This is a genomic window from Spirosoma gilvum, assembly GCF_054776815.1.
The window spans coordinates 470,772-495,069 of sequence record NZ_BAAHBH010000004.1; the positions used below are offsets into that span (position 1 = coordinate 470,772).

The following is a 24,298-nucleotide window of genomic DNA, read 5'->3' on the forward strand; positions in this document are numbered from 1 at the left end:
TAAAGTGCAGCGGGCCGACTCTGTTTCAGGGTTGGCCCGTTTGCTTATATGCCAGCCTCATCGCTACTTTCCCACATAAGAGTCTTCTCCTATTTATTGTACACTGACGGACAACCCGTGTCCACTTACGGACATTGGTCAAAAGGCAAACAGGCTCTATTTAACGGAAACAGCCATTTATGAAATTGGCTACCTATTTGCTATACAAATGAGTAGAATACTAAATAGGTGCCAATGAAAGGTTCTCAACTAGGTGAATTTGAAGAGATCATTTTGCTAACGATTGCATTACTCTACGATGATGCCTACAGTGTAGCGGTCATGGAAGAGCTTAGCAACCGATTGGAGCGCCCCATGAGTCTAGGCGCTGTCCACCGAACCATGCAGCGGCTCGAAGAAAAAGGACTTGTTCAGTCGCGATTCGGTGACTCGACCGCTGAGCGGGGTGGGCGACGCAAACGGTTGTTTATTGTAACGCCCGTAGGAGAACAGGCTTTGCAGGAAGCGCGTAAAATTCGGAATGACCTATGGGCCGATATTCCCAAAGCTGCTTTTGGAGGGAGCCTGGCATGAAGTGGCCCCGAACACCCCACAAACACGAAAAAGAACCAGGGCCACCCCGTTGGGCTCAACGGCTTCTGGAGCGCATCGCGGCCCCTCACTTACTTGAAGAGCTTCAGGGCGACCTCGATGAACTATTCTACAAACGCAGCCAGCAACGGGGTTATACCAAAGCCCGGCTCTTATATATCTGGGATTTGCTACTACTGCTGCATCCCAGACTCTGGCGACGCGAACCGACTCCCCAGTTCAAGCCCCGATATACAAAATATAGTGACGTATCTAAACTATCATCCCTACATCCAATCATGATCCGTTCGTATCTAAAACTCGCTTTTCGTAATCTGGCCAGGCACAAGGGTTATTCAACCATCAACATTGCCGGTCTGTCTGTCGGTATGGCCGTAACGATGCTGATTGGGATTTGGGTACAAGACGAAGTATCGGCCAACAAGCATCATAAAAACTACGCAACCCTCTATCAGGTCAAACTGAACCAAACCTTCGATGGCAAACGGGGTACACAGGACGCTATACCGTTTCCATTGGGCGACGAATTAAAGTCCAAGTACCCCGACTTTAAAGCCGTGGCGATGTATCAGCGATCAGAAGGGACTCGTTCGTTGATTGTTGGTGATCAGAAATTCCTAAAGAATGGAATTTATATTGGCCAGGATGCCATTGATATGTTTTCACTACCCGTCCTGAATGGCGATAAAAACCCACTAAAGGAACCTTATTCGATCGTTCTTACGGATGAAACGGCCCGAACGCTTTTCGGGAATCAGGAGCCCATTGGCAAGATTGTTCGAATCGACAATTCGGTCGATCTGAAGGTAACAGCCGTAGTCGCCAAACAGCCTACCAATGCTACGCTACAGTTTGATTATTTATTGCCCTGGCAATTGCAGGAGGCTCGCTATGACTGGGTAAGAAACAAGGCGAAAACCGACTGGCGAAACAACGATTGGGGCGTATTCGTCCAGTTGAAAGAGGGCATCGATCCGGCACAAACCAACGTAAAAATTAAAGATGTAATACTAACCCATTTAGCAGCCAACGACCCCACGTCGAGAAACCAGGTCAAGCCCGAAATTTTCCTGCATCCGATGTCCAAGTGGCGGCTTTATTCGGACTTTACCGAAGGGAAAAATACAGGCGGTTTCATTAAGTATGTTCGGCTGTTTGGCATTTTCGGTCTGTTTATTCTGGTCATCGCCTGCATCAACTTTATGAATCTCAGTACGGCCCGCTCCGAAAAACGGGCTAAAGAAGTGGGTGTTCGCAAAGCCGTTGGCTCTGGTCGTGAGCAATTGATCGGTCAGTTTTTAAGTGAGTCTATCCTAATTGCGACTATGGCATTGGTCATAGCCTTAGTCATTGTTCTGGCTTCGCTACCTTTTTTCAATACGCTCACGGAGAAAACAATGACGATCGAATTTGGCAATCCCCTGTTCTGGGGTACTACACTGGCATTTACTTTATTTACTGGATTATTAGCCGGTAGTTACCCAGCTCTGTATCTGTCCTCGTTCAGTCCGGTGAAGATTCTCAAGGGGACCTTCCAGGTTGGTAAAGGCGCTACATTACCCCGGAAAATTCTGGTTGTTGTTCAGTTTGCCTTTTCCATTTCTCTGATGATTGGAACCATTATTATCTATCAGCAACTGGAACATGGCAAAAACCGCCCGCTTGGCTTTACGAAAGCAGGTCTTATTTCGATTAACTCGTCTAAAAGTTTGCTTGATCATTATGACGCTCTTCGGGACGAACTAATGGCTACGGGCGCTATATCCTCTATTTGTAAGACCAACGCACCGCCAACCCAATGGTGGAGCAGTAACAGTGGCTGGAAATGGAAAGGCGCAGGTCCCGCCGATGAATCGGTTATTTTTACAACCATCGCGACCAGCTACGACTATACCAAAACAATGGGGATCAAGCTCAAAGAAGGACGAGATTTTTCGAGAGAGTTTGCGACCGATTCCACAGGCGTTATTTTAAACGAAGCAGCCGTCAAACGCATGGGTCTGAAACATCCTGTTGGCGAAAGAATGCGTTGGGCAAATAGAGACTGGACCGTTGTTGGCGTAGTGCCCGACATCGTCGTAGAATGGTCGCCCTACCGCGCTGTTGCTCCTATGACAATCATCTTTGCTAAAGATTGGGTTAATTTTATCGACCTGCGCATCAATCCAGCCATATCACCTTCCGCAGCTATCGACAAAATCCGACCCATTTTTGATAAATACAATCCTGGTTTCCCGTTCGATTATCAGTTTGCTGATATGGAATACGCCAAAAAATTCCGGTACGAAGAACTTGTTGGTAATCTTTCGGCTATTGTTTGCTTGCTAGCCATCTTCATTTCGTGTCTGGGTCTGTTTGGGCTGGCTTCATTTATTGCCGAACAACGTACTAAAGAAATTGGTGTTCGGAAAGTACTGGGGGCCAGCATTGCGAATCTGTGGGGCTTGTTATCGAAAGATTTTGTTCAGTTGGTTATTATTGCCTGTCTGCTTGCTTCACCTATTGCCTGGTATGCAATGAATCAATGGCTGGAAAGTTACACCTATAAGATAACGATCGATATTGGCGTTTTTATAGCTGTATTGATCCTGGCGTTGCTGATCACCTTACTGACGGTTAGTTATCAGGCTATCAAAGCTGCTTTGTTGAATCCGGTGAAAACCCTGAGAAGTGAATAATAACTAAACATGGCGAAGAAGCGCACGTTTCTCCGTGCAGAATGGCGAAATCTGCTGATGCTCAACTACGAAGTTGATCCAGCCATACTGATACCCCATTTACCTCCTGCCACCGAGCTGGACTTATGGCAGGGCAAAGCGTTGGTCAGTATGGTTGGATTTCGCTTTCTGGAAACAGCCGTTTTGGGGATAAAATGGCCCTGGCACATCAATTTCGAGGAAGTCAACCTGCGTTTTTACGTTCGTTGTTTCGATGGTCTGCACTGGAAACGGGGCGTTGTGTTTATCAGTGAAATCGTTCCCCGGCCTGTTATTGCCACCATAGCCAATACACTTTACCATGAGCGTTATCGGGCATTGCCCATGCGCCATACGATTAAGCCACTGGATGCGCACACAACAACCGTTCAATACGAATGGAAGTATAAAGGACGATGGAATAAGCTGGGAGCTACAGTTGGTACCATTTTACAGGATATGCCATCCGATGGTGCCGAGTCGTTTATTTTTGAACATTACTGGGGTTACAACAAACTCAGCGAGCGGAGTACCCACGAATACCAGGTCGAGCACGTTTCGTGGCAGATTGCCGATGTCCATGATGCTTTTCTGGACGCCGACGTTGCGGACTTATACGGCACAGAGTTCGTTCCATTTCTATCGCAGCCACCCCATTCTGCTTTTTATGCCGATGGATCACCGGTTTCGGTTCGGATTGCTGGTAAACTTCATACTTAATTTGATCTGCTAAAAGCCTACTGACATAAGGCTGTCACTACGCCATCCGATCTTTGTTGTGATCATTCATTAATCACAACAAATCATGACAACGCAACTGGAAATTCCCGAAAACGCTTTATCGGTCAACGAAACACAACCCTTTACAGCCCTAGGCTTTACGACCCGCGCTACCTTACAAACCCTATCTCAACATGCGCCTGGAGTAGCCGAAAGCCTATACAAAGAAGCGAACCGGCTTAAGCTGGCTGTCGCTGGACCAGTTCATTGGATTTACACCGATGTCAACGGCGACGAAACCCATGAATTTCAGTTAGAAATTGTCTTACCAATTGCTCAGCAAGGAGAGCCATCCGAACAGTTTTTCTACAAAGATTACCCCTCCTTTCGATGTGCAACCTACACCTATACTGGTCCCTGGAGCGACTTTGGTGCGGTGTATGATGCGCTGTTCGGTCAATTTTATGGGAACGGTTATCAGACTGATGGGCGGGTTCGTGAGGTCTATACGATTATCGATCTTCAGAATCCAGCCAATTGCGTAACGGACATTCAGATTGGCATCAGCTAATCAGGCTAGCGGACTAGAAACAACCCCGACTCGAAGCTGGTAGAAAACCCGGCTTCGAGTCTTTGTTTAAGGCTCAGTAGCTTACTGAGTTTACCAACCGGCTATTCATGAAAAAGCAACCTTCTAATTCCCGACGGAATTTTCTACGCAACTTAGGTGCGGGTGCCTCGGCGCTTTCGCTACCACTGCTCGGTTATGCCGATAATGAATTTGTAAAGAATGAATCCAGTGGCTTGTATTCACTGGCAACAAATACCAACAGTCAGGCTTCTGGCCAGCCCGGTCGTAAATTGGGGATAGCATTGGTTGGACTTGGCTATTATAGCACCAACTTACTAGCTCCTGCCTTGCAGCAAACTCAGAATTGCCGTTTAGCCGGTATCGTGACGGGCACGCCTTCCAAAGCCGAACAATGGATGCAGAAGTACAACATTCCGAAGGCGAATGTGTACGACTACAAAACCTTCGACCGGATTGTCGATAATAAGGATATCGATGTGGTGTATGTAGTGCTGCCTAACTCCATGCACGAAGAATATGTAGTCCGGGCGGCAAAGGCGGGGAAACATGTCATTTGCGAAAAGCCAATGGCGATTACGCCCAAAGAATGTCAGAACATGATCGATGCCTGTAAAAAGGCAAACAAGCAGCTGGCTATTGGTTATCGGCTTCACTATGAGCCATTTACCAAAGAAGTGATGCGATTGGGTCAGGAAAAAGTATTTGGTGCGGTGAAATTCGTTGAGAGCAGCGATGGATTCCGCAGTGGCGATCCGAACCAGTGGCGGTTAAAGAAAAGCATGGCAGGCGGTGGCCCACTCATGGACGTAGGTATCTATGCCGTACAGGGCGCACGCTATGTAACTGGAGAAGAACCCATCTCTGTAACTGCCCAATTTGCCCCCAAAACCGATCCACAGAAGTTTAAAGAGGTTGAGGAAACCATGTTCTGGCAGTTTGAATTTCCGGGTGGTGCGGTGTCCAATTCAACAACCAGCTATATATCAGGCGTTGAACGTCTATACGCTTCCTGTGAAAAAGGCTGGTTTGAGCTGTCTCCTGCTTTCGGCTATGGACCTCTAAAAGGCCGCACTAGTAAGGGGCCGATTGAGCAACCCGTCGTCAATCACCAGGCTGCGCATATGGACGGCGTTTGCAAAGACTTACTCGATGGCAAGCAACTCCCCAGCCATGTTACGGGCGAAGAAGGCTTACGCGACGTGCGGTTATTACAGGCAATTTATCAGGCAGCTGAAACAGGTCGAAAAATCAATTTAAAAGCCTGAAAACCTATTTTAGATAGTTCGAATTATACGGCCCCGCTCAGCGGGGCTTTTTTTGTCCATAATTTTCTAGCAAGAATCCTTAACCAAAAAATTATTAAGATAAATTCTAAATAACATTTGATAAACCCATCTATTCTCATTTACCTTTACGCGTTATTTATAATTAGTCTATTTAATAATAAACTTCGTCGTAACAGCCACTATCTGCTGGGATTATGAAACATATCTGTACCCATTGCCTTCTTCAATTGCACTTGTTAGCCTTACTAGGTATGTCTATAGGCTGGGCGCAGCAGCTCAGTGGCAATACGATTGAGGGGATCATCCTGCTGGCAGACGGCACACCAGGTGTAATGGCTACTATTCAGGTGGTTGGTACTCGAAAAGGGACAACAACCGACGTAAAGGGACATTTCATCTTATCAGACCTGTCTTCTGGGCAACAGGAGCTCCAGATCTCGATGATGGGCTATGAGATTGTCCGGAAAGCCGTTTGGGTCCAAAAAGACAAGCCTACCCGATTTACCACCCGACTACAGGCGGCTACGAATCAACTAAACGAAGTCATCGTAACGGGACAATATGAACCGCAGTCGCTGAAGAAATCCGTTTATACTGTTCGAGTAATCGATAGTGAACGGATTCGGTTGCGGGCTGCCGTCAATGTAATGGGTGTCCTGAACAACGAGCTGGGCTTCCGCTTTTCCAATGACCTTACCTTAGGCACTACTGATGTACAGCTGATGGGAATGTCGGGGCGAAATGTCAAAATTCTGTTGGATGGCCTGCCTATGGTTGATCGGGGCGACACTCGGGAGAGCCTTAACCAGATCGACATCAACAGCATCGAACGTATTGAAATTGTAGAGGGTCCTATGTCGGTCTCGTATGGCTCCGACGCGCTGGCGGGTGTAATTAACATTATCACGAAAAAACCAGGTAATGAACGACTGAGTATAAACGCCCGTATTCAGGAAGAGACCACCAACAAAGACTATAACCTCCTCACCAACAATGGGATCCATATCCAGAATGCAGGTATTACCTGGCAAAAGAAAGGCTGGAATCTATCGGCAGGAGTCACCAACAATACCTTTGGCGGCTGGCAGGGTCAATCCGAAGGACGTACAAAAGACTGGCTGCCAAAAGATCAACTGTTTGGCCATGGAAAGATTGGGTATCGTACCGAAAACCTTACCATTTATTACCGGCTGGATGCGCTAAAGGAAGATCTGCTCAGTGAGGGCCTTGAAAACGTTAACACCCATCAGGCCCGCGACCAGAAATACATCACGAATCGGTATGTGCATCAGCTACAGGGCGACTGGAAGGTAAACGATCGTCTTCAGCTCAATGGGCAGGCTTCGCTTACGGATTATCAGCGCCGTACTCAAACCACCCTTTTAGATTTAACGACGAACCGACGTACGCTTTCGTTAGGGCAGGGTGAGCAGGATGTAGCCACGTTCGTTAGTCAAACCTATCGGGCAACGGCTACATATAAAGTCTCCCCAGCCGTTTCGCTACAGCCCGGAGTCGATATTAATCGGGATGCATCGACTGGCGACCGGATTCTGGGTTCACCGAGCATCAACGATTACGCATTTTTTGTGTCCTCAACACTAAATCCAACCACCCGCATCAGCATCCGCCCAGGGCTGCGCTTCATCAAAAACTCAGTGTACGACGCGCCACCGGTCATACCCTCCCTAAATACTAAAATTGCCCTTACCCCTACCCTTGATCTGCGCTTAGCCTATGCACGAGGCCTTCGCTCACCCGCTCTACGAGAACTATATGTCAATTTCTTCGACGCCAGCCACTCCATTCGGGGCAATCCGAACCTGAAAGCCGAAAATTCGGACAGCTTCAATGGGTCGCTGGTCTGGCAGGCAATGCATACGTTCAAATCGACGCTGGGCTTTTTCTACAACGATTTCAGGAACCTGATCACCTACGGAATCGACCCCAGTGATCCACGCATTACCACCAACATCAACATCGATCGATTCAAAACAACAGGTTTCACGCTGGAGAATGTCTTCTCCTGGAAAGCGCTTCGGGCAACCGTTGGTTTCTCGTATATCGGTCGTTACAATAACCTATTCGCTGAAACGGATACCACGAAGTATGCCGAAGGTTCACTTCCCCTATTTATCTGGTCGTCCGAAGCCAATACGAACCTGACCTACACGCTGAAGAAAATCGATACGAAGGTTAGCCTTTTCTATAAATATTCGGGAAAACGACCAAGTTACCTGGCTACCGTCAATGCCACTGGTCAGACTTCGGCCACCTTAACCGAAATAGCCGCCTTCCATTGGGCCGATCTTACCCTGACCAAACCTATTCACAATTACCTGACGCTCACAGCAGGGGTTAAAAACCTGTTCAACATTACCCGCCTGTCGAATACATCACCTGATACGGGAAGTGCTCATAGTTCGAGTGGACCAGCACCTGTCAGCTACGGACGATCTTACTTCCTCGGACTTAGCTTCCAATGGTATAAACACTAATCCACGTCTGGCTAACCTTGACCTACAACCTTCTCATTACCAATCGCTCAACTCTAATACAAATCTCCCAATTCGTTTAAATCCCATGAAAAAAGTCTTCGGCTTTATACTTCTTCTGACAGTAAGCGCCCTAAACGGCTGTAAAGAAAATGATCCACCTCTACCCGATAATCTGGTACAGTTCGAAAGCGCTGAACAGGGGCTGGATGCTTCCACGCAAGCGTCTACGATTAAGCTGAAATTATCGCGTGCTGTTGATGCAGCTTCGACTGTAACCGTTCAGGTAACACCCACAGGCATCGCGTATGGAACGCAGTTTAAAACGACACCAGCCATTACTAATAATACCCTGTCGTTGACTGTACCCGCTGGGAGTAGTGAGACCTCCTTTACCCTAACAAAGGCAAACGACATTTTTCTGAGCGGGACCGAAACCATCGATTTTGCCATAGCCTCCGCTACCAATTCCGTTCTGGTCGGAACAACGAAGGCGCTCAAAGTTAAATTCACCTCGATTGTATCGACTGGTACGACATTAACGCTGGACGGCGGAACGGGCGGCTCCAGCGCTGTCAATGCTGTTTTTGCCGACTTAAGTAATAATGCAGCCACGTCCGTAAAACGGGTAGCCTGGGATTTAGGCTTTTATTCGGGCAGTGATTTCCGGGTCATTCTGAACAACATGACCGGCGCAGCTGCTATTGCATTGGCCAAAAATGACTTGACTCAGGTAACGGCTGCCGATACGATAGGGCTATCGCTCAACGTAACCAATTTTGATCCAGCCGGTTTGAAGTGGGTCGATGACGTATCGGGTGATCTTACCAAAACCGTCATTGCCAGTATTTCGGCTACGGATGCTGACAACAAAGTGTATATCATCAACCGGGGTACAGGTGGTTCAACGCCTGCCAGAGGCTGGGTGAAAATCAGAATCCTGCGCAACGGCACAACGGGCTACACCTTACAATACGCAGGTATTAAGGAGACAACCTTCAAAACGGCTTCTATCCCAAAGGACGCTGCCTATAATTTCAAATTCGTTTCGTTCGACACGGGTGCGCTGGTGGATGTAGAACCTGCTAAAGATCGTTGGGACCTGGTCTGGACAGGAGCGATCTATAAAACCAGCGATGGCACCAATGACATCCCTTATTACTTCTCCGATCAGGTGCACATCAATGTGCTCGGTGCGGTAACGGCCGCAGAAGTCCTTACCAGTACGGTTTCGTATGATGCCTATTCTGAAAGCAACATCGCTACGACTACCTTCAAAAATGACAAAAATGTGATCGGTTCCAACTGGCGGGCAACAACGGGTACAGTTGGGGTAAAAACCGACCGTTTCTATGTCCTCAAAGACGCTGCGGGTAATGTGTACAAGATCAAATTTATCAGCTTTACAACCCAGGATGGTGGTGAGCGTGGCAAACCCAAATTCGAGTTCAAGCTGGTAAAGAAGGCAGCTTAATGATAACCACCTCAATGCTGTACCAATAGGCGCTTCTATCGGTACAGCATTTTCCTACAAAACGACTATGAAAAAACTCGCAATGCATCCCATCTGGCTGATTTGTCTGGCTTTAAACCTCCTGATCCGTAACCAGTTTGCCTATGCCACTAAACCACTTACGGACGAGACCATTCGCATTGTTTCACTGGATGGTACGGTAAGTGAAATTCTGTGCGATCTGGGTCTACAGTCGCACCTGATCGGAGTTGACGTAACCAGCACGTATCCTGAATCCTTACAGAAACTACCGAAAGTAGGCCACAACCGAAACATCTCGGCCGAAGGAATAATCTCGCTGAAACCAACGCTGGTCCTTACCTCGCAACATGCTGGCACCAAACCAGAAGTGATCGAGCAGATCAAATCGACAGGCATTAAGGTCATCACGTTTCAGCAGGACTACAGCGTTGATGGCACCAAAAAACTGATTCAGGATGTAGCAAATACCTGTCAGGTTCCTTCACGGGCCAAACCACTAATCAAGAAACTCGATGCCGATCTGGCACAGGTAAAAAAAGCGGCTGGCAGCCCTAAAGTCCTATTCATCTATGCGCGGGGAACAGGCACCATGATGGTATCGGGCCGGGGTACACAGGTCGATAAAATGATTGAGTTGGCGGGTGGCACCAATGCCGCATCAAGCTTCGAAAACTATAAACCCCTTACAGCCGAAGCCCTCGTCACGGCTAACCCGGATGTTATTCTGCTGTTCGACAGTGGGCTGGAAAGCCTGGGCGGGGCGACTGGTTTGCAGAAAGTGCAGGGCATCGCGCAGACAAATGCGGGCAAAACCGGGCATATCGTCACCATGGACGGGCACTTGTTGAGTGGATTTTCTCCCCGATTAGGGAAAGCCCTTCAGGAATTAAGCCAGAAAATTAGTCAGAAACCTAAGGCGTAAGCGCAATGGATACCCTCGCTGTGGTTCGTACTCCTCGTTCAAAAACGGTTCCCTCTTCATCGCTCATTAACCATACGGTCAACCCCTGGCTGATGCCTGCTTTAGTTATCGGTCTGGTAGCAACCGTCGTTTTATCAGTGGGGATTGGCGCCGTACGCGTGTCACCTTATGAAATCGGATTAATCCTCGCCAAGGCACTCTGCTATACGGTTGATGTCGACCCAACGAAGGAAGCCATTCTCCTAGCCATTCGATTGCCCCGCGTTTGTCTGGCCATCTTGATTGGCGCTGGTTTAGCCATTTCAGGGGCAGCCATTCAGGGACTTTTTCGGAACCCCCTCGCCGATCCGGGATTAGTTGGTATTTCGTCGGGAGCGTCGTTGGCTGCGGTAACGATGATTGTACTCGAAGTGAGTATGTTCCAGAAGCTTAGCGGGATGCTGGGCATGTATGCCTTATCCTTAATTGCGTTCATAGGAGCCTGCGCTACCGCGTTTCTGGTTTACCGAATTGCCCGGATGGCGGGAAAGGATATAATTACGACCATGCTGCTCACCGGTATTGCGATCAATGCCTTATCGGGTGCCCTGACCGGTATTATGACCTATCTGGCCACCGATGAGCAACTTCGTAACATAACGTTCTGGAGTCTGGGCAGTCTGGGCGGAGCTAGCTGGACATCCGTTCTGGCCATTTTACCCTTTATGGCCATCGCGCTGTTGGCCATTCCTCGTTTGGCCAAATCGTTAAATCTGCTGGCACTGGGCGAAAGTCAGGCCAGTATGCTGGGTGTAAATCTAAAGCGTATTAAACGGCAGGTTATCATTTTTTCGACAATGGCTGTTGGCACGTCTGTAGCAGTTGCGGGTATAATTGGTTTCATTGGTCTGGTCATTCCCCACCTGATTCGAATGGGCGCTGGTTCTGACCATCGACGTGTCCTGACTGGCTCTGCGCTGGGCGGAGCCATCGTACTAACACTGGCCGACTCCCTTGCCCGAACGCTGGTTGCCCCTGCCGAACTGCCGATCGGCATTCTGATGGCCTTAGTCGGAACGCCCGTATTCTTATGGATTTTATTCCGGGAACGACGCCGTGCACTCAATTAAATCGCCAAACTATGCTGGAAGTCAGAAACATTTCCTATCAGATTCGTAACCGAAAACTGCTCAATGAGGTATCGTTCCGGGCTAAACCGGGCGAGTTGCTCGCCATTGTAGGTGCCAATGGGGCTGGCAAATCAACGCTGTTAAAGCTGTGTACAAACGAGCTAAAACCCTCCGATGGTACGATTAACCTTCATAGTAAAGACATCAACACTTACTCAAAAAAAGAGCTAGCCTTGTTTCGGGCTGTGCTGCCACAACAAAATTCGGTCGTTTTTCCGTTTCTGGTCAGCGAGTTGGTTCTGATGGGCCGCTATCCTCATTTTGATTTTCATCCCTCCGGGTATGACTACCGGGTAGCCGAAATGGCACTCAAAAAAGTAGGCATGTCGGAATTTGCGTCCCGTGTTTTTACGACCTTATCCGGTGGCGAACAACAGCGGGTACAATTAGCACGGGTGCTGGCTCAAATCTGGGATGCCACCGAAGGTATTTTATTTCTGGACGAACCAACCACCGGCCTCGACCTACTTCATCAGCATCAACTACTGGAAATCGCCCGTGAGTTTACGCAAAAAGGATTTTGTACCATTGTCATTCTGCATGATCTTAATCTGGCGGCACAGTATGCCGATCAAATCGTCATGCTTCGGGCGGGCCGTGTAGAAGCCATGGGATCTCCTCAGGAAGTAATCACGGAAAGCAACATCCATCGCGTATTCAATCTGGCGGTGTGGCTCGTCGAACATCCTGAACTGGCTTGCCCGATGATCATCCCGCAGCAACATCAATTCTCCGATCCTAATCGACCAAATCAAACCATCAATAGCAAATGATTACAGCACAAAGCCTGAAAGAACGCTGGAGCGCGTTTAAAGCAGAAAACCCCAAAACCAGGATCCGGGATGCCGCGAAGCAACTGGGCGTGAGTGAAGCCGAGTTAGTAGCTACACAAATTGGCAAGACCGTTCAACGGCTGGAAGGCGACTTCCGTGAACTCCTCAAAGAAGTACCATCGCTGGGCTATGTAATGGCGTTGACGCGTAACGACAACATCGTTCATGAGCGCAAAGGCGTTTATAAAAATGTGTCGTTTCGCGATCAGACTGGTCTGGTTCTGGGCCCCGATATCGATCTGCGTCTATTCATGTCGCACTGGCATTTTGGGTTTGCTGTCAATGAAAACGACCGGAAAAGTCTCCAGTTTTTCGATCAGGATGGGCTGGCTGTGCATAAGATTTACATGACCGACAAATCGGATATGGCGGCTTACGAAATGCTGGTTCAGAAATACCTGGCTGCCGATCAAACAGCTTCCATCGTAACGATTCCTTATCCTGAAAAAACGAAGGAAGCAACAGACGAAAGCGTAGATGTCCAGGCTTTTCAGCAAGACTGGTTAGCGATGCAGGATACGCACGAGTTTTTCGGTCTGCTTCGTAAATACAAGCTTGAACGTGAACAAGGCTTACGCTTAGCCCCCGAAGGGCATACCGAACAGATTTCGGTCGATCAGCTCAGAAAGATTTTTGAAACAGCATCGCAACGCGAGCTACCGATCATGATTTTCGCGTCGAGCCCCGGTTGTATTCAAATCCACACAGGTCCAGTTAAAAAGCTGGTCAGTACGGGACCCTGGTACAACGTGCTCGATCCTGAGTTCAATATGCACCTGCGCGAAGATCAGATCAACAGCATCTGGGTAACTCGAAAACCCACAAAAGACGGAATCGTGACGGGTCTTGATCTGTTCGATAAAGGCGGTAACACCATTGCCCTGATTTTTGGAAAACGTAAACCCGGCGTTCCTGAAATGAAAGAGTGGCAGGACGTCGTGAGCGAAGCCATTGCCGCCTGACTTTTCTAAACCCCTAAATGAAGAATCCCGAACTGCGAATAGTTCGGGATTCTTCATTTAGGAGTTAACTTACTGACGTTGAAAGGCCAAGCTACTAGTTTTGTCATTTCGACCGGAGGGAGAAATCTCAATACTCCCATTGATTAACCTTGAGATTTCTCCCTCCGGTCGAAATGACAAATCGGCGACCTGATTTACAGCTTCGAAAAGGCTTACCAACGAACTTCCAACATAGCCACATACGCAAAAGTGAGATTAATGCGCTTCATGATGTTCATGCTCCTCTTCTTCACCCGCCGGAGCTGGAATCTGATTTTTCAACCCTTTAGCCCAATCAGCCAGCAATTTGGCGTCTTCAGGGCTGACCTTAGCATCGCCGTGAATCCATAAATACGAGCCTATCGGCATCGACCCTTCGTTCACAACCTCTTCTACCTCATCCAGCTTATGTCGGGCTCGTTTGGGTTGATAGGTGGCAAACTCCGAGAAGTTTAGCTCTCGTTTGCCTTCGTCAATGTGATGACTAAGCCACCAGGCTACGGGCTGAATGTTGTTGTACCAGGGGTAGGTCGTGTTGTTGGAATGGCAATCATAGCAGGAACGCTTGAGTACCGTCTGCACATTAGCAGGGACTGCATATTTGGTAGTAATGTCATTCGGCGACATGCCAGCAGCCTGGTTCTTTTCAGGACGGAAAAACTGAATGATAATCAGGAGTACAAGCAGGGCGATAAGGATTTTACGGAGCATAGTTGTTCAGGATTACGGCTCAATATAGGCAGAAGAACCATTTCCTAAACCATTACCAGCCAAATCATTCCAGCGACTGCATCAAATTATGCACCTTCCGGATATTCGCATTTTGTCGGTCGCTTTCGATCAACCCATCCCGAAGGCGGATAATCCGGTGAGCATACTCGGCGATGTCTTCTTCATGGGTTACCATAATTACCGTATTACCCTTGCTATGAATCTGGTCAAACAGGTCCATAATCTCGTATGATGTTTTGGTATCGAGGTTACCGGTCGGTTCATCCGCCAGCAAAATACTAGGATCATTCACCAGCGCACGCGCAACTGCCACCCGCTGCCGTTGGCCACCCGATAGCTCATTAGGCCGGTGACCTGCCCGATTTTCGAGTCCAACATTTTTCAGCGCCAGCATTGCTTTTTCGATACGGTCGGCCTTGCTGTATCCGGCATAGATAAGCGGAAGCGCTACATTTTCGAGCGATGTTTGTCGAGGAAGCAGGTTAAATGTCTGGAAAACGAAGCCAATCTCTTTATTCCGAACCTCAGCCAATTCGTTTTCGCCCATGCTACTTACATCCTGATTGTTCAGAATATATTGCCCCGACGTTGGCGAGTCCAAACAACCGACAATGTTCATCAGTGTCGACTTGCCCGAGCCAGAAGGCCCCATAAAAGCAACATACTCTCCTTTCTGAATACTAATGGTAATGGATTTGAGTGCTTCGATCACTTCGGTGCCCATTACGTACCGTTTAGCAATGTTGTGGGTTTCAATAATATTCATACAATAGGGAGTTAGCTGGCGACTGCACCTACCACGACTACAGCACCAATTCGCCGACGTCGCTGGAAATAATTTCGGATGAATAAACCTGTTAAAATAATGACATCGGTTGCGGCTGTCGTGCCTGTATCATCGGTATTAATATCGCCATGTTCTTCGAAGAACCGGCGCGTCAGATCGTAGCTGACAATTTCTTTTTCGGGTAATCCATCGGGCGTTTCGCGGATCATTTCCCATTCGCGCATCAGCACATTGTGGCGTTTCCAGAGATAGCTTTCGCCCGATGCCAGTTTTAGCTCAGCCCGTTTGCCGAAACGAAATTCGATTCGGCCGATAATCTGGTTATCGGCGTTCAGGTCGTGAATATTGACTGAGTGAAACAGAAAACCGGTTACGTCGAACCGCAGACGGGTATTGTTCAGGTAAGCATCGACATCCCGAGCGAGTAAATCGCGATGCAGCCCCCCAACGACCTGTCCATTTTGCACCAGGTTGACCTCCCGGCTAAAGGCTTCTTTTACCCAACTCAATTTTTGACTCATTTCAAAATTCGCTTAGGTTAAAGACAAAGCTACCCTATTGCAGGAATTTTTGACGGTTGTTTTCGATTGACGCTAGTTTTTCCTGATAAGTCCTCAGAAATGCCTGATAATCGGTAGGGTTGTCTGCAACCCGCAGTTTCTCCAGCCCTGTTCTAGCGTAGTCGAACAAGCTCAAATCCAGACAGAGCGACACATAGGTTTTGAGCAATTCAACATTATCCTCATTGAATGGCAGGGCCGTTAAAACTAGATTATATGCCCGTTTTGTCTGTTTCTGCTGTTGTTCAAACTGAGCAAACGAAGCTGCCATTCGTGCGTTCAGCGGGGCTAACCGGACAGCCTGCTGGTACGCGTTACGCGCTTTAGCTGGTTGTCGAGTCCGTTCATACGTCTGCCCCAGCCAATAAAAACGTTCAGCCTGATAATCGGGCAAAATAAGTTTATTTGCCATGGTTTCGGCGGCCCCTACACTCCGCCGAAAAGCGGCTAGGCGAATAGCTGTTACGTTACGCAGCGATAAGGCAATAGCATTAACTTTGGAGGAATCAGGAATTCCAGCCAGTACTAATTGCGCGTTTCGCCACTGCAATTGATCGAGAAAATCATTCGCCAACGCAGCCCCCGTTACTGATTTCAGATTTGGGTCCTGAATAGTTTCCCAATACGCTCCCCGGTTAGGGTCATCGAGCCGGTAGGTGGCATAAAACGCTTTCTCCAGATCATTCGCCGGTTTGCGCTCCTGATAATATACCTGCTTAATTGCCTGAACAGCCGGGTCGCCATGAGCAGCTGTTTCCCAAAGCGACTGTGCCAGGACCGGATCGTTTGCTTTTGTCAGGGCAACGGCCCGGTAGTAAATTGACGTAGTATCTGAATTGTAACCAAACGTTTCAGCCGCCCGGCGATACAGCCCCTGTTCCATCAGCCACAAGCCTGAAATAGCCCGATACGAAGCCCCGTTCTGCTGATCGCCCTCAGCCAATTGGCTCATCAGCCCAAACGCAGTCGGATGATCATGTCGTTTGTATTCCGCCACGGCACGAGCTAGTAATAAATCATCCGTAAAATCCTGGTTAACCGGCTGACTTGACAACTGTTGTAGCGTTTTCGCTAATGACGTATCGACCTGTTTGGTAGCAAGTGCATAATTGTACAGGCTGGCGAATCGGCCAACGCTTAACCCTTGATTCGCCGATTTGTCCGATAACCAGCCGGGTTGCTTTGGTTGAGTTGTATCGGCCTGAGCAACAAGCCAAAGAGCGAGTGCATTGGCCTGATACGATTCGTAAGACGATTCTTTTACATTCCTGGCCAGGGTCGAATCGGCCAGCAGCACATTAGGATTGCGTACGTACAACGCCAGCAGATTAGACTCCGGCACTTCATTCCGATCCGCATTAGATGTGGCAGTTGTAAAGTAATAATAGGCTGAATCGGCTACGCTGGTCCGCGTATACAGGTACCCCAGATTATTCTGCAACTCACCACTTTTTGGGAAAGCCCGAATGCCCCGCTGCAACGTTTTTACGGCCTCGAAGAATAAATTGGTCTGCAGGTACGTCTGACTCAAACCGGCATAATCCTGTGGACTGGGTTGCTTTAATAAGGCTTGCTGGAAATAGAAAGCAGCCGTCGTCTGGTTGTTAACCGCCAACGCCTGGGTAGCCAATGAGTAGTTGGATTTATGGTTTTGAAATTCCTGTTCCAGCGCCTGCTGGTAAAAGGCGCTGGCCGATGGCGACTCTCCGCAGGCTGCATAATAGTCGCCCAAGCCATTATAGTACCCAGCCACACCCTGCCGAAAGGTAATCAGGCCGCCCGACGCTAGCAGAACGATAAACACCACAACGCCGACAATTCGGAACAGGCTAAGTTCCAACCGTTTGGGTTTGTACAGAATTCGATAAACTGCCAGGTTCTGCTGGTAAATTGGCCAGAAATTTATAAACACATAGGCCAGAAACACGAGCCCCATAGCCAGATGGGTATAAACAATAACATCTTCAAACAGCTCAACGACAGGATCATTCGCTGTCGCAAACGCATAAGAGATGGTCAGGGTGGCCAATAATGCGAAGCCTGCATACAGGAAGGCACCCGAGTCACGGAATGAAACCACGTCTTGCTGCTGAATCATCCGACGAAATCCCCAGATGCCTACTACTACTGAAATAAGATACAACAGAAACGGGCTAATGGCCAGCACGTCCCAGTCAATTGATTTGGTATTTTTAAGCCAGATAAGCGCCAGATTTAATAAATATAGAAAACTGATAACAAGCAGGTTATTAATGCCTAACGTCCGCTTTGAGCTAACAGCCCCGCTTTCTTCTTCGGCTCGGCCAACCGATGTAAGCCAAACTAATCCGGCAATAATTTCGGCAGCAATGAAGAAAATAAACCCGGCACTAAGCGCTAGTAAAACGGGCATTCCGTAGCTAACAACCAGCAATGCCGGAAACTTCACCGGTGACAGAGCCCCTAACCCAATCGCCACCAAAGCAGTCAACAGACTAAATGCAGCAATACGGACCAGAATCGGGTAATCGGATCGGAATGCATGGAAATAATAACTTAGCGAACCAACCAAAAATGCCAGCAGTAAAAACAGGTAGTTACCGCCCAAACCTGGCACTTCGAGCATTTCCCATCGAAAAAAGGCCAACCCCATAATCAGAACAGCCATACTGACTAAATAGCGGATCCGGTCGAAGCGGGTAATGGCACTGAGCAACAACACAAAGGCGATACAAATACCAACTAGAAAAGCAGTAGCTACCGCTGGTCGTATTTGCATCGGTCCTGCTAAAAATTGCTCAGAAACAGCGTATGCTTTTCCGTTCACCGCATAGTCGAGCAACCCATCGGAGAACGAGTAAAAGGTAATGGGCACATCAGCCAGCTCACTAAGCACATCCCACTGAACAGCGTTGCTCAAACCACGCGCCCATACTACACCAAACACGAACAGACTGATAATGAATAAACTAATACTAATTAAATAGCTGAATCGGTAAGACCGGCTCCACGCTGACCAGAAAAATAAAGATGACATGAACAAGAAACGCACATAGCTGCGGGTTAGTGCCTATGTAACGTGGACATCCTGTCCGCAAAGAAAGTCTGAACGGCATTCTCATACGGACCGGATGTACGCTACCTAGTTACGCCCTTCCGGTCATTTGGGTCAGTTTCAACAATTTCTGAGCCACTTCATCCGTCAACTGGCCGGGTTGGAGACGCCACTGCCAGCTTCGACCACCTTGCCCCGGCGTATTCATACGGTTGGATTCATCCAGATTCAAGATGTCCTGTATGGGAATAATAGCTAATCGGGCCACCGACTGCATAGTTAATCGGCAAATCTGGTCGACAATATTTTTTTCGGTCACCTTGGTACCAACGTATTCACTAATGCGCTGTCGCTGTTCCTTAGTTGCTTCCCGAAACCAGCCCAGTGTTGTGTTATTGTCATGCGTACCCGAATACACAACAAAGTTTTCGGTATGATTATGAACAATGTGGGTCGCTGTAGGCAGGTCTTTTCCAAAACCAAACTGCAATACCCGCATTCCCGGCAATCCATAATGCCGAAGATATGGCTGAATTTCGGCCGCCTTATCGCCTAAATCCTCAGCTATTATTGGCAAGTTCACGAACTGCCGATGCATAGCCTTCATAAACGGTTCAATAGGCGCTTTGACCCATTGGCCAACTTTAGCTGTCGGTTCACTAGCCGGAATTTCCCAATATTCAGCAAAACCCAGAAAGTGATCGAGTCGAGTCAGACTATATAATGACATCTGGTGCCGAAGGCGATGCATCCACCAGTCAAATCCAGTTCGTTCATGTTCGGCCCAGTTATAAATCGGATTACCCCATCGCTGTCCGTATTCACTGAAGTAATCGGGAGGTGCCCCAGCCACAAACAAAGGCTGTAAGTTTTCATCCAGTTTAAACAGATTTGGATTAGCCCACACATCAACGCTATTGAACTGAACGTAAATAGGTATGTCGCCAATGAGGTGAATCTTTTTATCGAAACAATAAGCCATTAATTCGCTCCATTGTCGTTGAAAAAAATATTGCAGCACTTTTGTTTCCTCTATCCGATCGTGCAATACGTCTACTTGCCGGGCCAGTGCCTTCGGGTCGCGTCGGATCAGTTCGGCAGGCCAGCGAATCCAGCTTGGCTCGCCGGTGTCTTCCTGTAAGGCCGTATAAAGAGCATAATCGTTCAACCAACTAATATTCCAGGAACAAAAACGCTCATAGTCACTACGTTGAGCGGGCGTAGCATCGCGCAGGAACGTATGGGCCGCCAGTTGCAGTAATGGTCGTTTTTTAATCCAGGCGGCATGCATGGTATTAGGAGCCATTAACAATGGACCAGCCAGAATTGCCGGATTGGCCCGATCACTACCAGCAGGTTCTGTGATGGTTACATCCTGAACGGGCTGTTCGTTAAATACGGCCAGGTCTGCATGACTCAGTAAATTTTCATCGGCTAATTTCTCCAGGCTGATCATGAGACTATTACCGGCAAAAGCTGATGGGCTACTGTAGGGCGAAAAACCTGAGCCCGGATCAACGGGGGACAATGGTAAAATTTGCCAATACGTTTGCCCGGCAGACTGCAGGAAATCGGCAAAACGATAAGCTTCGGGCCCTAAATCGCCAATCCCGTGTGCTGAAGGCAACGATGTAATATGAAGTAATAAACCGCTTGAGCGTTGTTGAAGCATGTACGTTAAGTTAATAGTGGTCAGTAGTTAGAAGTAAGGAGTGGGGAGTGAGAATGGCCGGGTTGCATAGGTAATACGGCCGAATGGATTCTCACTCCTCGCTCCTCGATGCCCACTCCTAACTACTGTTAGCTTGTTTTTGTACAAATCCGCTCAAGATAATTATTGTTTATATTTTTTCGTAAAAACCTTATTGCCAATAACCTTCCCTAACAAATCATTCCAAAAATGAGTAACATGACCCTTGACCTTACGCGGTTTTTCTCCTACTTTTGCAGTCCCAAACAAAGGGCAACTTTTCAATAAAGCAATACCATATACAAATGAGTAAGGCAACGGCAGTCAATACAGGTAAGATTACGCAAATAATCGGGCCGGTTGTGGACGTGAGTTTCGAAGGTGAAGGCACCCGGATTCCCGCCATTCTGGACGCTCTCAAAGTAACGAAAACCAATGGGCAAGAGGTAATTCTGGAAGTTCAGCAGCACCTCGGCGAAGACCGCGTTCGGGCTATCGCGATGGACTCAACCGACGGATTATACCGTGGCCTAGATGTAATTGACCTGGGTACCCAAATCACGATGCCAGCCGGTGACGGTATCCGTGGACGACTGTTCAACGTAGTAGGTGAAGCCATCGATGGTATTTCTCAGCCCCAGTCGATTGGTGCTCGTTTGCCTATTCACCGGGGCGCGCCAAAATTTGAGGATCTGGCCACCTCGACCGAAGTACTTTTTACCGGTATCAAAGTAATTGACCTGCTTGAGCCTTATGCCAAAGGGGGTAAAATTGGTCTGTTCGGTGGTGCCGGTGTCGGTAAAACCGTATTGATCCAGGAATTGATTAACAACATCGCGAAAGCATACTCAGGTCTGTCAGTATTTGCCGGTGTGGGTGAGCGTACCCGCGAAGGAAATGACCTGCTCCGCGAAATGATTGAAGCCGGTATCATCAAATATGGCGAGGCTTTCAAACATTCGATGGAAGAAGGGGGCTGGGACCTGACCAAAGTTGATATGGAGGAAATGACTAAAAGTCAGGCAACCTTCGTATTCGGTCAGATGAACGAACCACCGGGAGCCCGCGCACGAGTTGCGCTGTCGGGTCTGACCATTGCCGAACACTTCCGCGATGGTGATGGCGAAGGTGCAGGTCGCGATATTCTGTTCTTCGTTGACAACATTTTCCGGTTTACCCAGGCAGGTTCGGAAGTATCGGCTCTGCTGGGCCGGATGCCATCGGCCGTAGGTTATCAGCCAACACTGGCCACCGAAATGGGTGTGATGCAGGAGCGGATTACGTCGACCAAGCGGGGTTCGATCACGTCGGTACAGGCCGTTTACGTACCTGCCGATGACTTGACTGACCCTGCTCCAGCTACCACTTTCGCTCACTTAGATGCAACCACCGTATTGAGTCGGAAAATCTCCGAGCTTGGTATCTACCCTGCCGTTGACCCGCTTGACTCAACATCACGGATTCTGACCGCCGAAATCCTTGGTGATGAACACTACAACACCGCTCAGCGTGTGAAGCAAATTCTGCAACGGTATAAAGAATTGCAGGATATCATCGCCATTCTGGGTCTGGAAGAACTTTCGGAAGAAGACAAACTGGTGGTTGCCCGCGCTCGTCGCGTACAACGCTTCCTGTCGCAACCGTTCTTCGTGGCTGAGCAATTCACCGGTCTGAAAGGTGTACTGGTTCCGATTGAAGACACGATCAAAGGCTTTAACGAAATCATTGATGGCAAATGGGACCACCTGCCCGAATCTGCTTTTAACCTTGTCGGTACCATCGAAGATGCTGTAGCGAAGGGTGAAAAGATTATGCGGGAAGCTGGTCAGTAACAATACTATTCGGGCATACGGTTATTTTAATACTGAATTAACCGTATGCCTGAAACGAAAACCTGTTGTGTAAGTCTAATAGTTGTCAATCAAAATAATTACTTGATTATGAAAACGATTCGATTAAGCGCAGGTATCGTCTTACTACCATTAACCCTCTTAACAGGCCAAATCTCATCTGCTAACGACGTAACGCCCGTTGCCAAAACAACCTCAGTTATACTCGTACAGGACAATCCTGTATTTGCCCACCTGGACAATGCGGTGGCATCTCTAACTAAAGGCGATAAGTCGGCAACCACCAATGAATTACAGGCTGGCATTACCGGACTGGAATCTCAGGCGCAAGCGCAACCGACATCGTTTAAGGATAAGATACTGGCTCAGGTGAGCAAACTGAAAGCATTGCTTCCTTTAATTCCAACAGGCGCTTTGGGTAACGGTGTGCTGGGTAAAGCGGTTAGTTTAGCTAAACTCGCGTCGGGTGGCAGCCAACTGGAAGGACTTCTGGCAGCCGGTTCTTTACTAGGTAAAGGCAGTCAATTAACCAGTGGTTTGTCGGGTATTGGCGGTGCCCTATCTGCATTAGGTGGCAGCACACAGTCGTCGGGCCAGTCACTGGTGTCAACAGCACTGGCAACGGTTGGCAAACTCGATCAGGGAGGTCTGGTAGCCAAAGCCGCCGAACCAGCCGCTAAGACCCAGATAAACAGCGTACTGAATTTCGTAAAAGGAGCCTTATAACTTAATGAACAATGGATAATGTAAAATGAAGAGCTTCGCTAGCTTACTGTTTTATCCATTATTCATTAACCATTATACATTATCATGACATTAGATATCATCACTCCCGACCGTAAGGTCTTTTCTGGAGAAGCGAGTGCCGTTACGTTTCCAGGCAGTGAAGGTCAGTTTCAGGTGTTGAACAATCACGCACCGCTGGTGAGTACACTCGACCGTGGTGCCATTGTTGTGCAAACTCCATCAGGTCAGCAGACCTTTACTGTCGACGGCGGTGTCGTTGAGGTACTTCAGAATAAAGTGCTTGTTTTGGCCGAAGCCATTACAGCTTAATACCAATACTACATAAGCGTGCAATAAAACCCGCTTAACCTTCATCGAAAGCGTCCTATTCGCAAAGAACGGGTCGCTTTCTTTGTGTTGATACCTCTCAGGCTTTTTCATCTCGTACTTTCCTATTTTCTTTGTTTGTAATCGTAACTTCATCATGAGCTCAAAACCATTTATCGTCGGTATCACAGGCGGCAGCGCTTCTGGTAAAACCTCATTTCTGAAAGACATCTTAAATGCATTTGACGAAGATGAAATCTGCCTGATTTCGCAGGATAATTACTACCGCAGCCGGGATGTGATTCCTGTCGATGACCAGGGCATTCACAATTTCGATCTACCCGAAACCATCGACCATCACCTGTATGCGCAGCACATCGGGCAGTTGCATAGTGGCGAAATCATAACCCAGAAGGAATACACATTCAACAACCCAACCATTGTCCCTAAGCTGCTGACCTTTAAGCCTGCACCTATTATTATTGTTGAAGGCATTTTTGTCTTTCATTTCCGCGAACTAGCCGACCAAATGGACTTGAAAATATTTATTGATGCCAAAAACAGCATAAAGCTTGAACGCCGGGTAAAACGAGACGCTGAAGAACGCGGCTACGATCTCGACGATGTTATGTACCGCTGGAAGTACCACGTGAAGCCAACCTACCGGCAATTCATAAAACCCTACCGTGCCGAAGCGGATATTGTGATTCCCAACAATCACCATTATAAAAGAGGTCTTGACGTAGTCATTGCTTATTTGAAGACAAAGGTTGATTTGAAACGATAAAAGGA

At 48.1% G+C, this 24,298-nt stretch carries 20 protein-coding genes; 15 read left to right on the forward strand and 5 right to left on the reverse strand.

What is annotated here, in order from left to right; genetic code table 11:
- Positions 1-234: 234 nt before the first annotated feature.
- From ACYVFD_RS13340 to ACYVFD_RS13390, 11 genes are all read left to right on the forward strand, one after another.
- Positions 235-573: a PadR family transcriptional regulator gene (locus ACYVFD_RS13340; RefSeq protein ID WP_461090619.1), complete on the forward strand. Its 339-nt coding sequence runs from the start codon at positions 235-237 to the stop codon at positions 571-573.
- Positions 570-3,269: an ABC transporter permease gene (locus tag ACYVFD_RS13345; protein ID WP_461090620.1), complete on the forward strand. Its 2,700-nt coding sequence runs from the start codon at positions 570-572 to the stop codon at positions 3,267-3,269. The genes ACYVFD_RS13340 and ACYVFD_RS13345 overlap by 4 nt, the downstream gene beginning before the upstream one ends.
- A 9-nt stretch (positions 3,270-3,278) precedes the next feature.
- Complete coding sequence (locus ACYVFD_RS13350; RefSeq protein ID WP_461090621.1) at positions 3,279-4,007, forward strand: YqjF family protein; 729 nt, start codon at positions 3,279-3,281, stop codon at positions 4,005-4,007.
- Between the two features lie 85 nt (positions 4,008-4,092).
- Complete coding sequence (locus ACYVFD_RS13355) at positions 4,093-4,578, forward strand: GyrI-like domain-containing protein (protein WP_461090622.1); 486 nt, start codon at positions 4,093-4,095, stop codon at positions 4,576-4,578.
- A gap of 107 nt (positions 4,579-4,685) precedes the next feature.
- Positions 4,686-5,864: a Gfo/Idh/MocA family protein gene (locus ACYVFD_RS13360; RefSeq protein ID WP_461090624.1), complete on the forward strand. Its 1,179-nt coding sequence runs from the start codon at positions 4,686-4,688 to the stop codon at positions 5,862-5,864.
- Positions 5,865-6,079: 215 nt separating this feature from the next.
- Complete coding sequence (locus ACYVFD_RS13365) at positions 6,080-8,383, forward strand: TonB-dependent receptor (RefSeq protein ID WP_461090625.1); 2,304 nt, start codon at positions 6,080-6,082, stop codon at positions 8,381-8,383.
- 85 nt (positions 8,384-8,468) lie between these two features.
- Complete coding sequence (locus tag ACYVFD_RS13370) at positions 8,469-9,854, forward strand: HmuY family protein (protein WP_461090626.1); 1,386 nt, start codon at positions 8,469-8,471, stop codon at positions 9,852-9,854.
- Positions 9,855-9,921: 67 nt separating this feature from the next.
- On the forward strand, positions 9,922-10,797 hold the full coding sequence (locus ACYVFD_RS13375; protein ID WP_461090627.1) for a heme/hemin ABC transporter substrate-binding protein: 876 nt from the start codon (positions 9,922-9,924) through the stop codon (positions 10,795-10,797).
- A gap of 5 nt (positions 10,798-10,802) precedes the next feature.
- Positions 10,803-11,906 (forward strand): FecCD family ABC transporter permease, encoded by a 1,104-nt coding sequence (locus ACYVFD_RS13380; RefSeq protein WP_461090629.1) that lies wholly within the window; start codon positions 10,803-10,805, stop codon positions 11,904-11,906.
- Between the two features lie 11 nt (positions 11,907-11,917).
- A complete protein-coding gene (locus tag ACYVFD_RS13385; protein ID WP_461090631.1) occupies positions 11,918-12,739 on the forward strand; it encodes a heme ABC transporter ATP-binding protein in 822 nt (273 codons plus the stop codon).
- Positions 12,736-13,761, forward strand: coding sequence for a hemin-degrading factor (locus tag ACYVFD_RS13390; RefSeq protein ID WP_461090632.1), 1,026 nt, complete (start codon positions 12,736-12,738; stop codon positions 13,759-13,761). The genes ACYVFD_RS13385 and ACYVFD_RS13390 overlap by 4 nt, the downstream gene beginning before the upstream one ends.
- Positions 13,762-14,016: 255 nt before the next feature.
- On the opposite strand, the gene ACYVFD_RS13395 is transcribed toward ACYVFD_RS13390, so the two are convergent.
- The 5 genes from ACYVFD_RS13395 to malQ form a co-directional block, all read right to left on the reverse strand.
- Positions 14,017-14,511 carry a heme-binding domain-containing protein gene (locus ACYVFD_RS13395; RefSeq protein WP_461090633.1) on the reverse strand — a complete coding sequence of 165 codons (495 nt, stop codon included), beginning with the start codon at positions 14,509-14,511 and terminating at the stop codon, positions 14,017-14,019.
- 64 nt (positions 14,512-14,575) lie between these two features.
- The gene (locus ACYVFD_RS13400; RefSeq protein WP_461090634.1) at positions 14,576-15,298 is read right to left on the reverse strand and encodes an ABC transporter ATP-binding protein; all 723 of its coding nucleotides are present in this window, start codon (positions 15,296-15,298) and stop codon (positions 14,576-14,578) included.
- Between the two features lie 11 nt (positions 15,299-15,309).
- Positions 15,310-15,840: a hypothetical protein gene (locus ACYVFD_RS13405; RefSeq protein ID WP_461090635.1), complete on the reverse strand. Its 531-nt coding sequence runs from the start codon at positions 15,838-15,840 to the stop codon at positions 15,310-15,312.
- 34 nt (positions 15,841-15,874) lie between these two features.
- The gene (locus ACYVFD_RS13410; protein ID WP_461090637.1) at positions 15,875-18,895 is read right to left on the reverse strand and encodes a tetratricopeptide repeat protein; all 3,021 of its coding nucleotides are present in this window, start codon (positions 18,893-18,895) and stop codon (positions 15,875-15,877) included.
- Positions 18,896-19,004: 109 nt separating this feature from the next.
- Positions 19,005-20,585: a 4-alpha-glucanotransferase gene (malQ, locus tag ACYVFD_RS13415; protein ID WP_461090638.1), complete on the reverse strand. Its 1,581-nt coding sequence runs from the start codon at positions 20,583-20,585 to the stop codon at positions 19,005-19,007.
- 323 nt (positions 20,586-20,908) lie between these two features.
- Here malQ and atpD point away from each other — a divergent pair, with 323 nt between their 5' ends.
- The 4 genes from atpD (at position 20,909) to udk (ending at position 24,293) form a co-directional block, all read left to right on the forward strand.
- On the forward strand, positions 20,909-22,435 hold the full coding sequence (gene atpD, locus ACYVFD_RS13420) for a F0F1 ATP synthase subunit beta (RefSeq protein ID WP_461090639.1): 1,527 nt from the start codon (positions 20,909-20,911) through the stop codon (positions 22,433-22,435).
- Positions 22,436-22,543: 108 nt separating this feature from the next.
- Positions 22,544-23,179, forward strand: coding sequence for a hypothetical protein (locus tag ACYVFD_RS13425; protein ID WP_461090640.1), 636 nt, complete (start codon positions 22,544-22,546; stop codon positions 23,177-23,179).
- 84 nt (positions 23,180-23,263) lie between these two features.
- Positions 23,264-23,509 (forward strand): ATP synthase F1 subunit epsilon, encoded by a 246-nt coding sequence (atpC, locus tag ACYVFD_RS13430; protein WP_461090641.1) that lies wholly within the window; start codon positions 23,264-23,266, stop codon positions 23,507-23,509.
- Between the two features lie 154 nt (positions 23,510-23,663).
- A complete protein-coding gene (udk, locus tag ACYVFD_RS13435; RefSeq protein ID WP_461090642.1) occupies positions 23,664-24,293 on the forward strand; it encodes a uridine kinase in 630 nt (209 codons plus the stop codon).
- Positions 24,294-24,298: the final 5 nt, after the last annotated feature.

Coding starts and splice junctions, on each gene's coding strand:
- ACYVFD_RS13350 (WP_461090621.1), top strand. CDS start 3,279: ATGGCGAAGAAGCGCACGTTTCTCCGTGCAGAATGGCGAAATCTGCTG.
- atpC (WP_461090641.1), top strand. CDS start 23,264: ATGACATTAGATATCATCACTCCCGACCGTAAGGTCTTTTCTGGAGAA.
- ACYVFD_RS13370 (WP_461090626.1), top strand. CDS start 8,469: ATGAAAAAAGTCTTCGGCTTTATACTTCTTCTGACAGTAAGCGCCCTA.
- ACYVFD_RS13360 (WP_461090624.1), top strand. CDS start 4,686: ATGAAAAAGCAACCTTCTAATTCCCGACGGAATTTTCTACGCAACTTA.
- malQ (WP_461090638.1), bottom strand. CDS start 20,585: ATGCTTCAACAACGCTCAAGCGGTTTATTACTTCATATTACATCGTTG.
- ACYVFD_RS13410 (WP_461090637.1), bottom strand. CDS start 18,895: ATGTCATCTTTATTTTTCTGGTCAGCGTGGAGCCGGTCTTACCGATTC.
- ACYVFD_RS13400 (WP_461090634.1), bottom strand. CDS start 15,298: ATGAATATTATTGAAACCCACAACATTGCTAAACGGTACGTAATGGGC.
- ACYVFD_RS13405 (WP_461090635.1), bottom strand. CDS start 15,840: ATGAGTCAAAAATTGAGTTGGGTAAAAGAAGCCTTTAGCCGGGAGGTC.
- ACYVFD_RS13385 (WP_461090631.1), top strand. CDS start 11,918: ATGCTGGAAGTCAGAAACATTTCCTATCAGATTCGTAACCGAAAACTG.
- atpD (WP_461090639.1), top strand. CDS start 20,909: ATGAGTAAGGCAACGGCAGTCAATACAGGTAAGATTACGCAAATAATC.
- ACYVFD_RS13380 (WP_461090629.1), top strand. CDS start 10,803: ATGGATACCCTCGCTGTGGTTCGTACTCCTCGTTCAAAAACGGTTCCC.
- ACYVFD_RS13390 (WP_461090632.1), top strand. CDS start 12,736: ATGATTACAGCACAAAGCCTGAAAGAACGCTGGAGCGCGTTTAAAGCA.
- ACYVFD_RS13340 (WP_461090619.1), top strand. CDS start 235: ATGAAAGGTTCTCAACTAGGTGAATTTGAAGAGATCATTTTGCTAACG.
- udk (WP_461090642.1), top strand. CDS start 23,664: ATGAGCTCAAAACCATTTATCGTCGGTATCACAGGCGGCAGCGCTTCT.
- ACYVFD_RS13355 (WP_461090622.1), top strand. CDS start 4,093: ATGACAACGCAACTGGAAATTCCCGAAAACGCTTTATCGGTCAACGAA.
- ACYVFD_RS13395 (WP_461090633.1), bottom strand. CDS start 14,511: ATGCTCCGTAAAATCCTTATCGCCCTGCTTGTACTCCTGATTATCATT.
- ACYVFD_RS13425 (WP_461090640.1), top strand. CDS start 22,544: ATGAAAACGATTCGATTAAGCGCAGGTATCGTCTTACTACCATTAACC.
- ACYVFD_RS13365 (WP_461090625.1), top strand. CDS start 6,080: ATGAAACATATCTGTACCCATTGCCTTCTTCAATTGCACTTGTTAGCC.
- ACYVFD_RS13345 (WP_461090620.1), top strand. CDS start 570: ATGAAGTGGCCCCGAACACCCCACAAACACGAAAAAGAACCAGGGCCA.
- ACYVFD_RS13375 (WP_461090627.1), top strand. CDS start 9,922: ATGAAAAAACTCGCAATGCATCCCATCTGGCTGATTTGTCTGGCTTTA.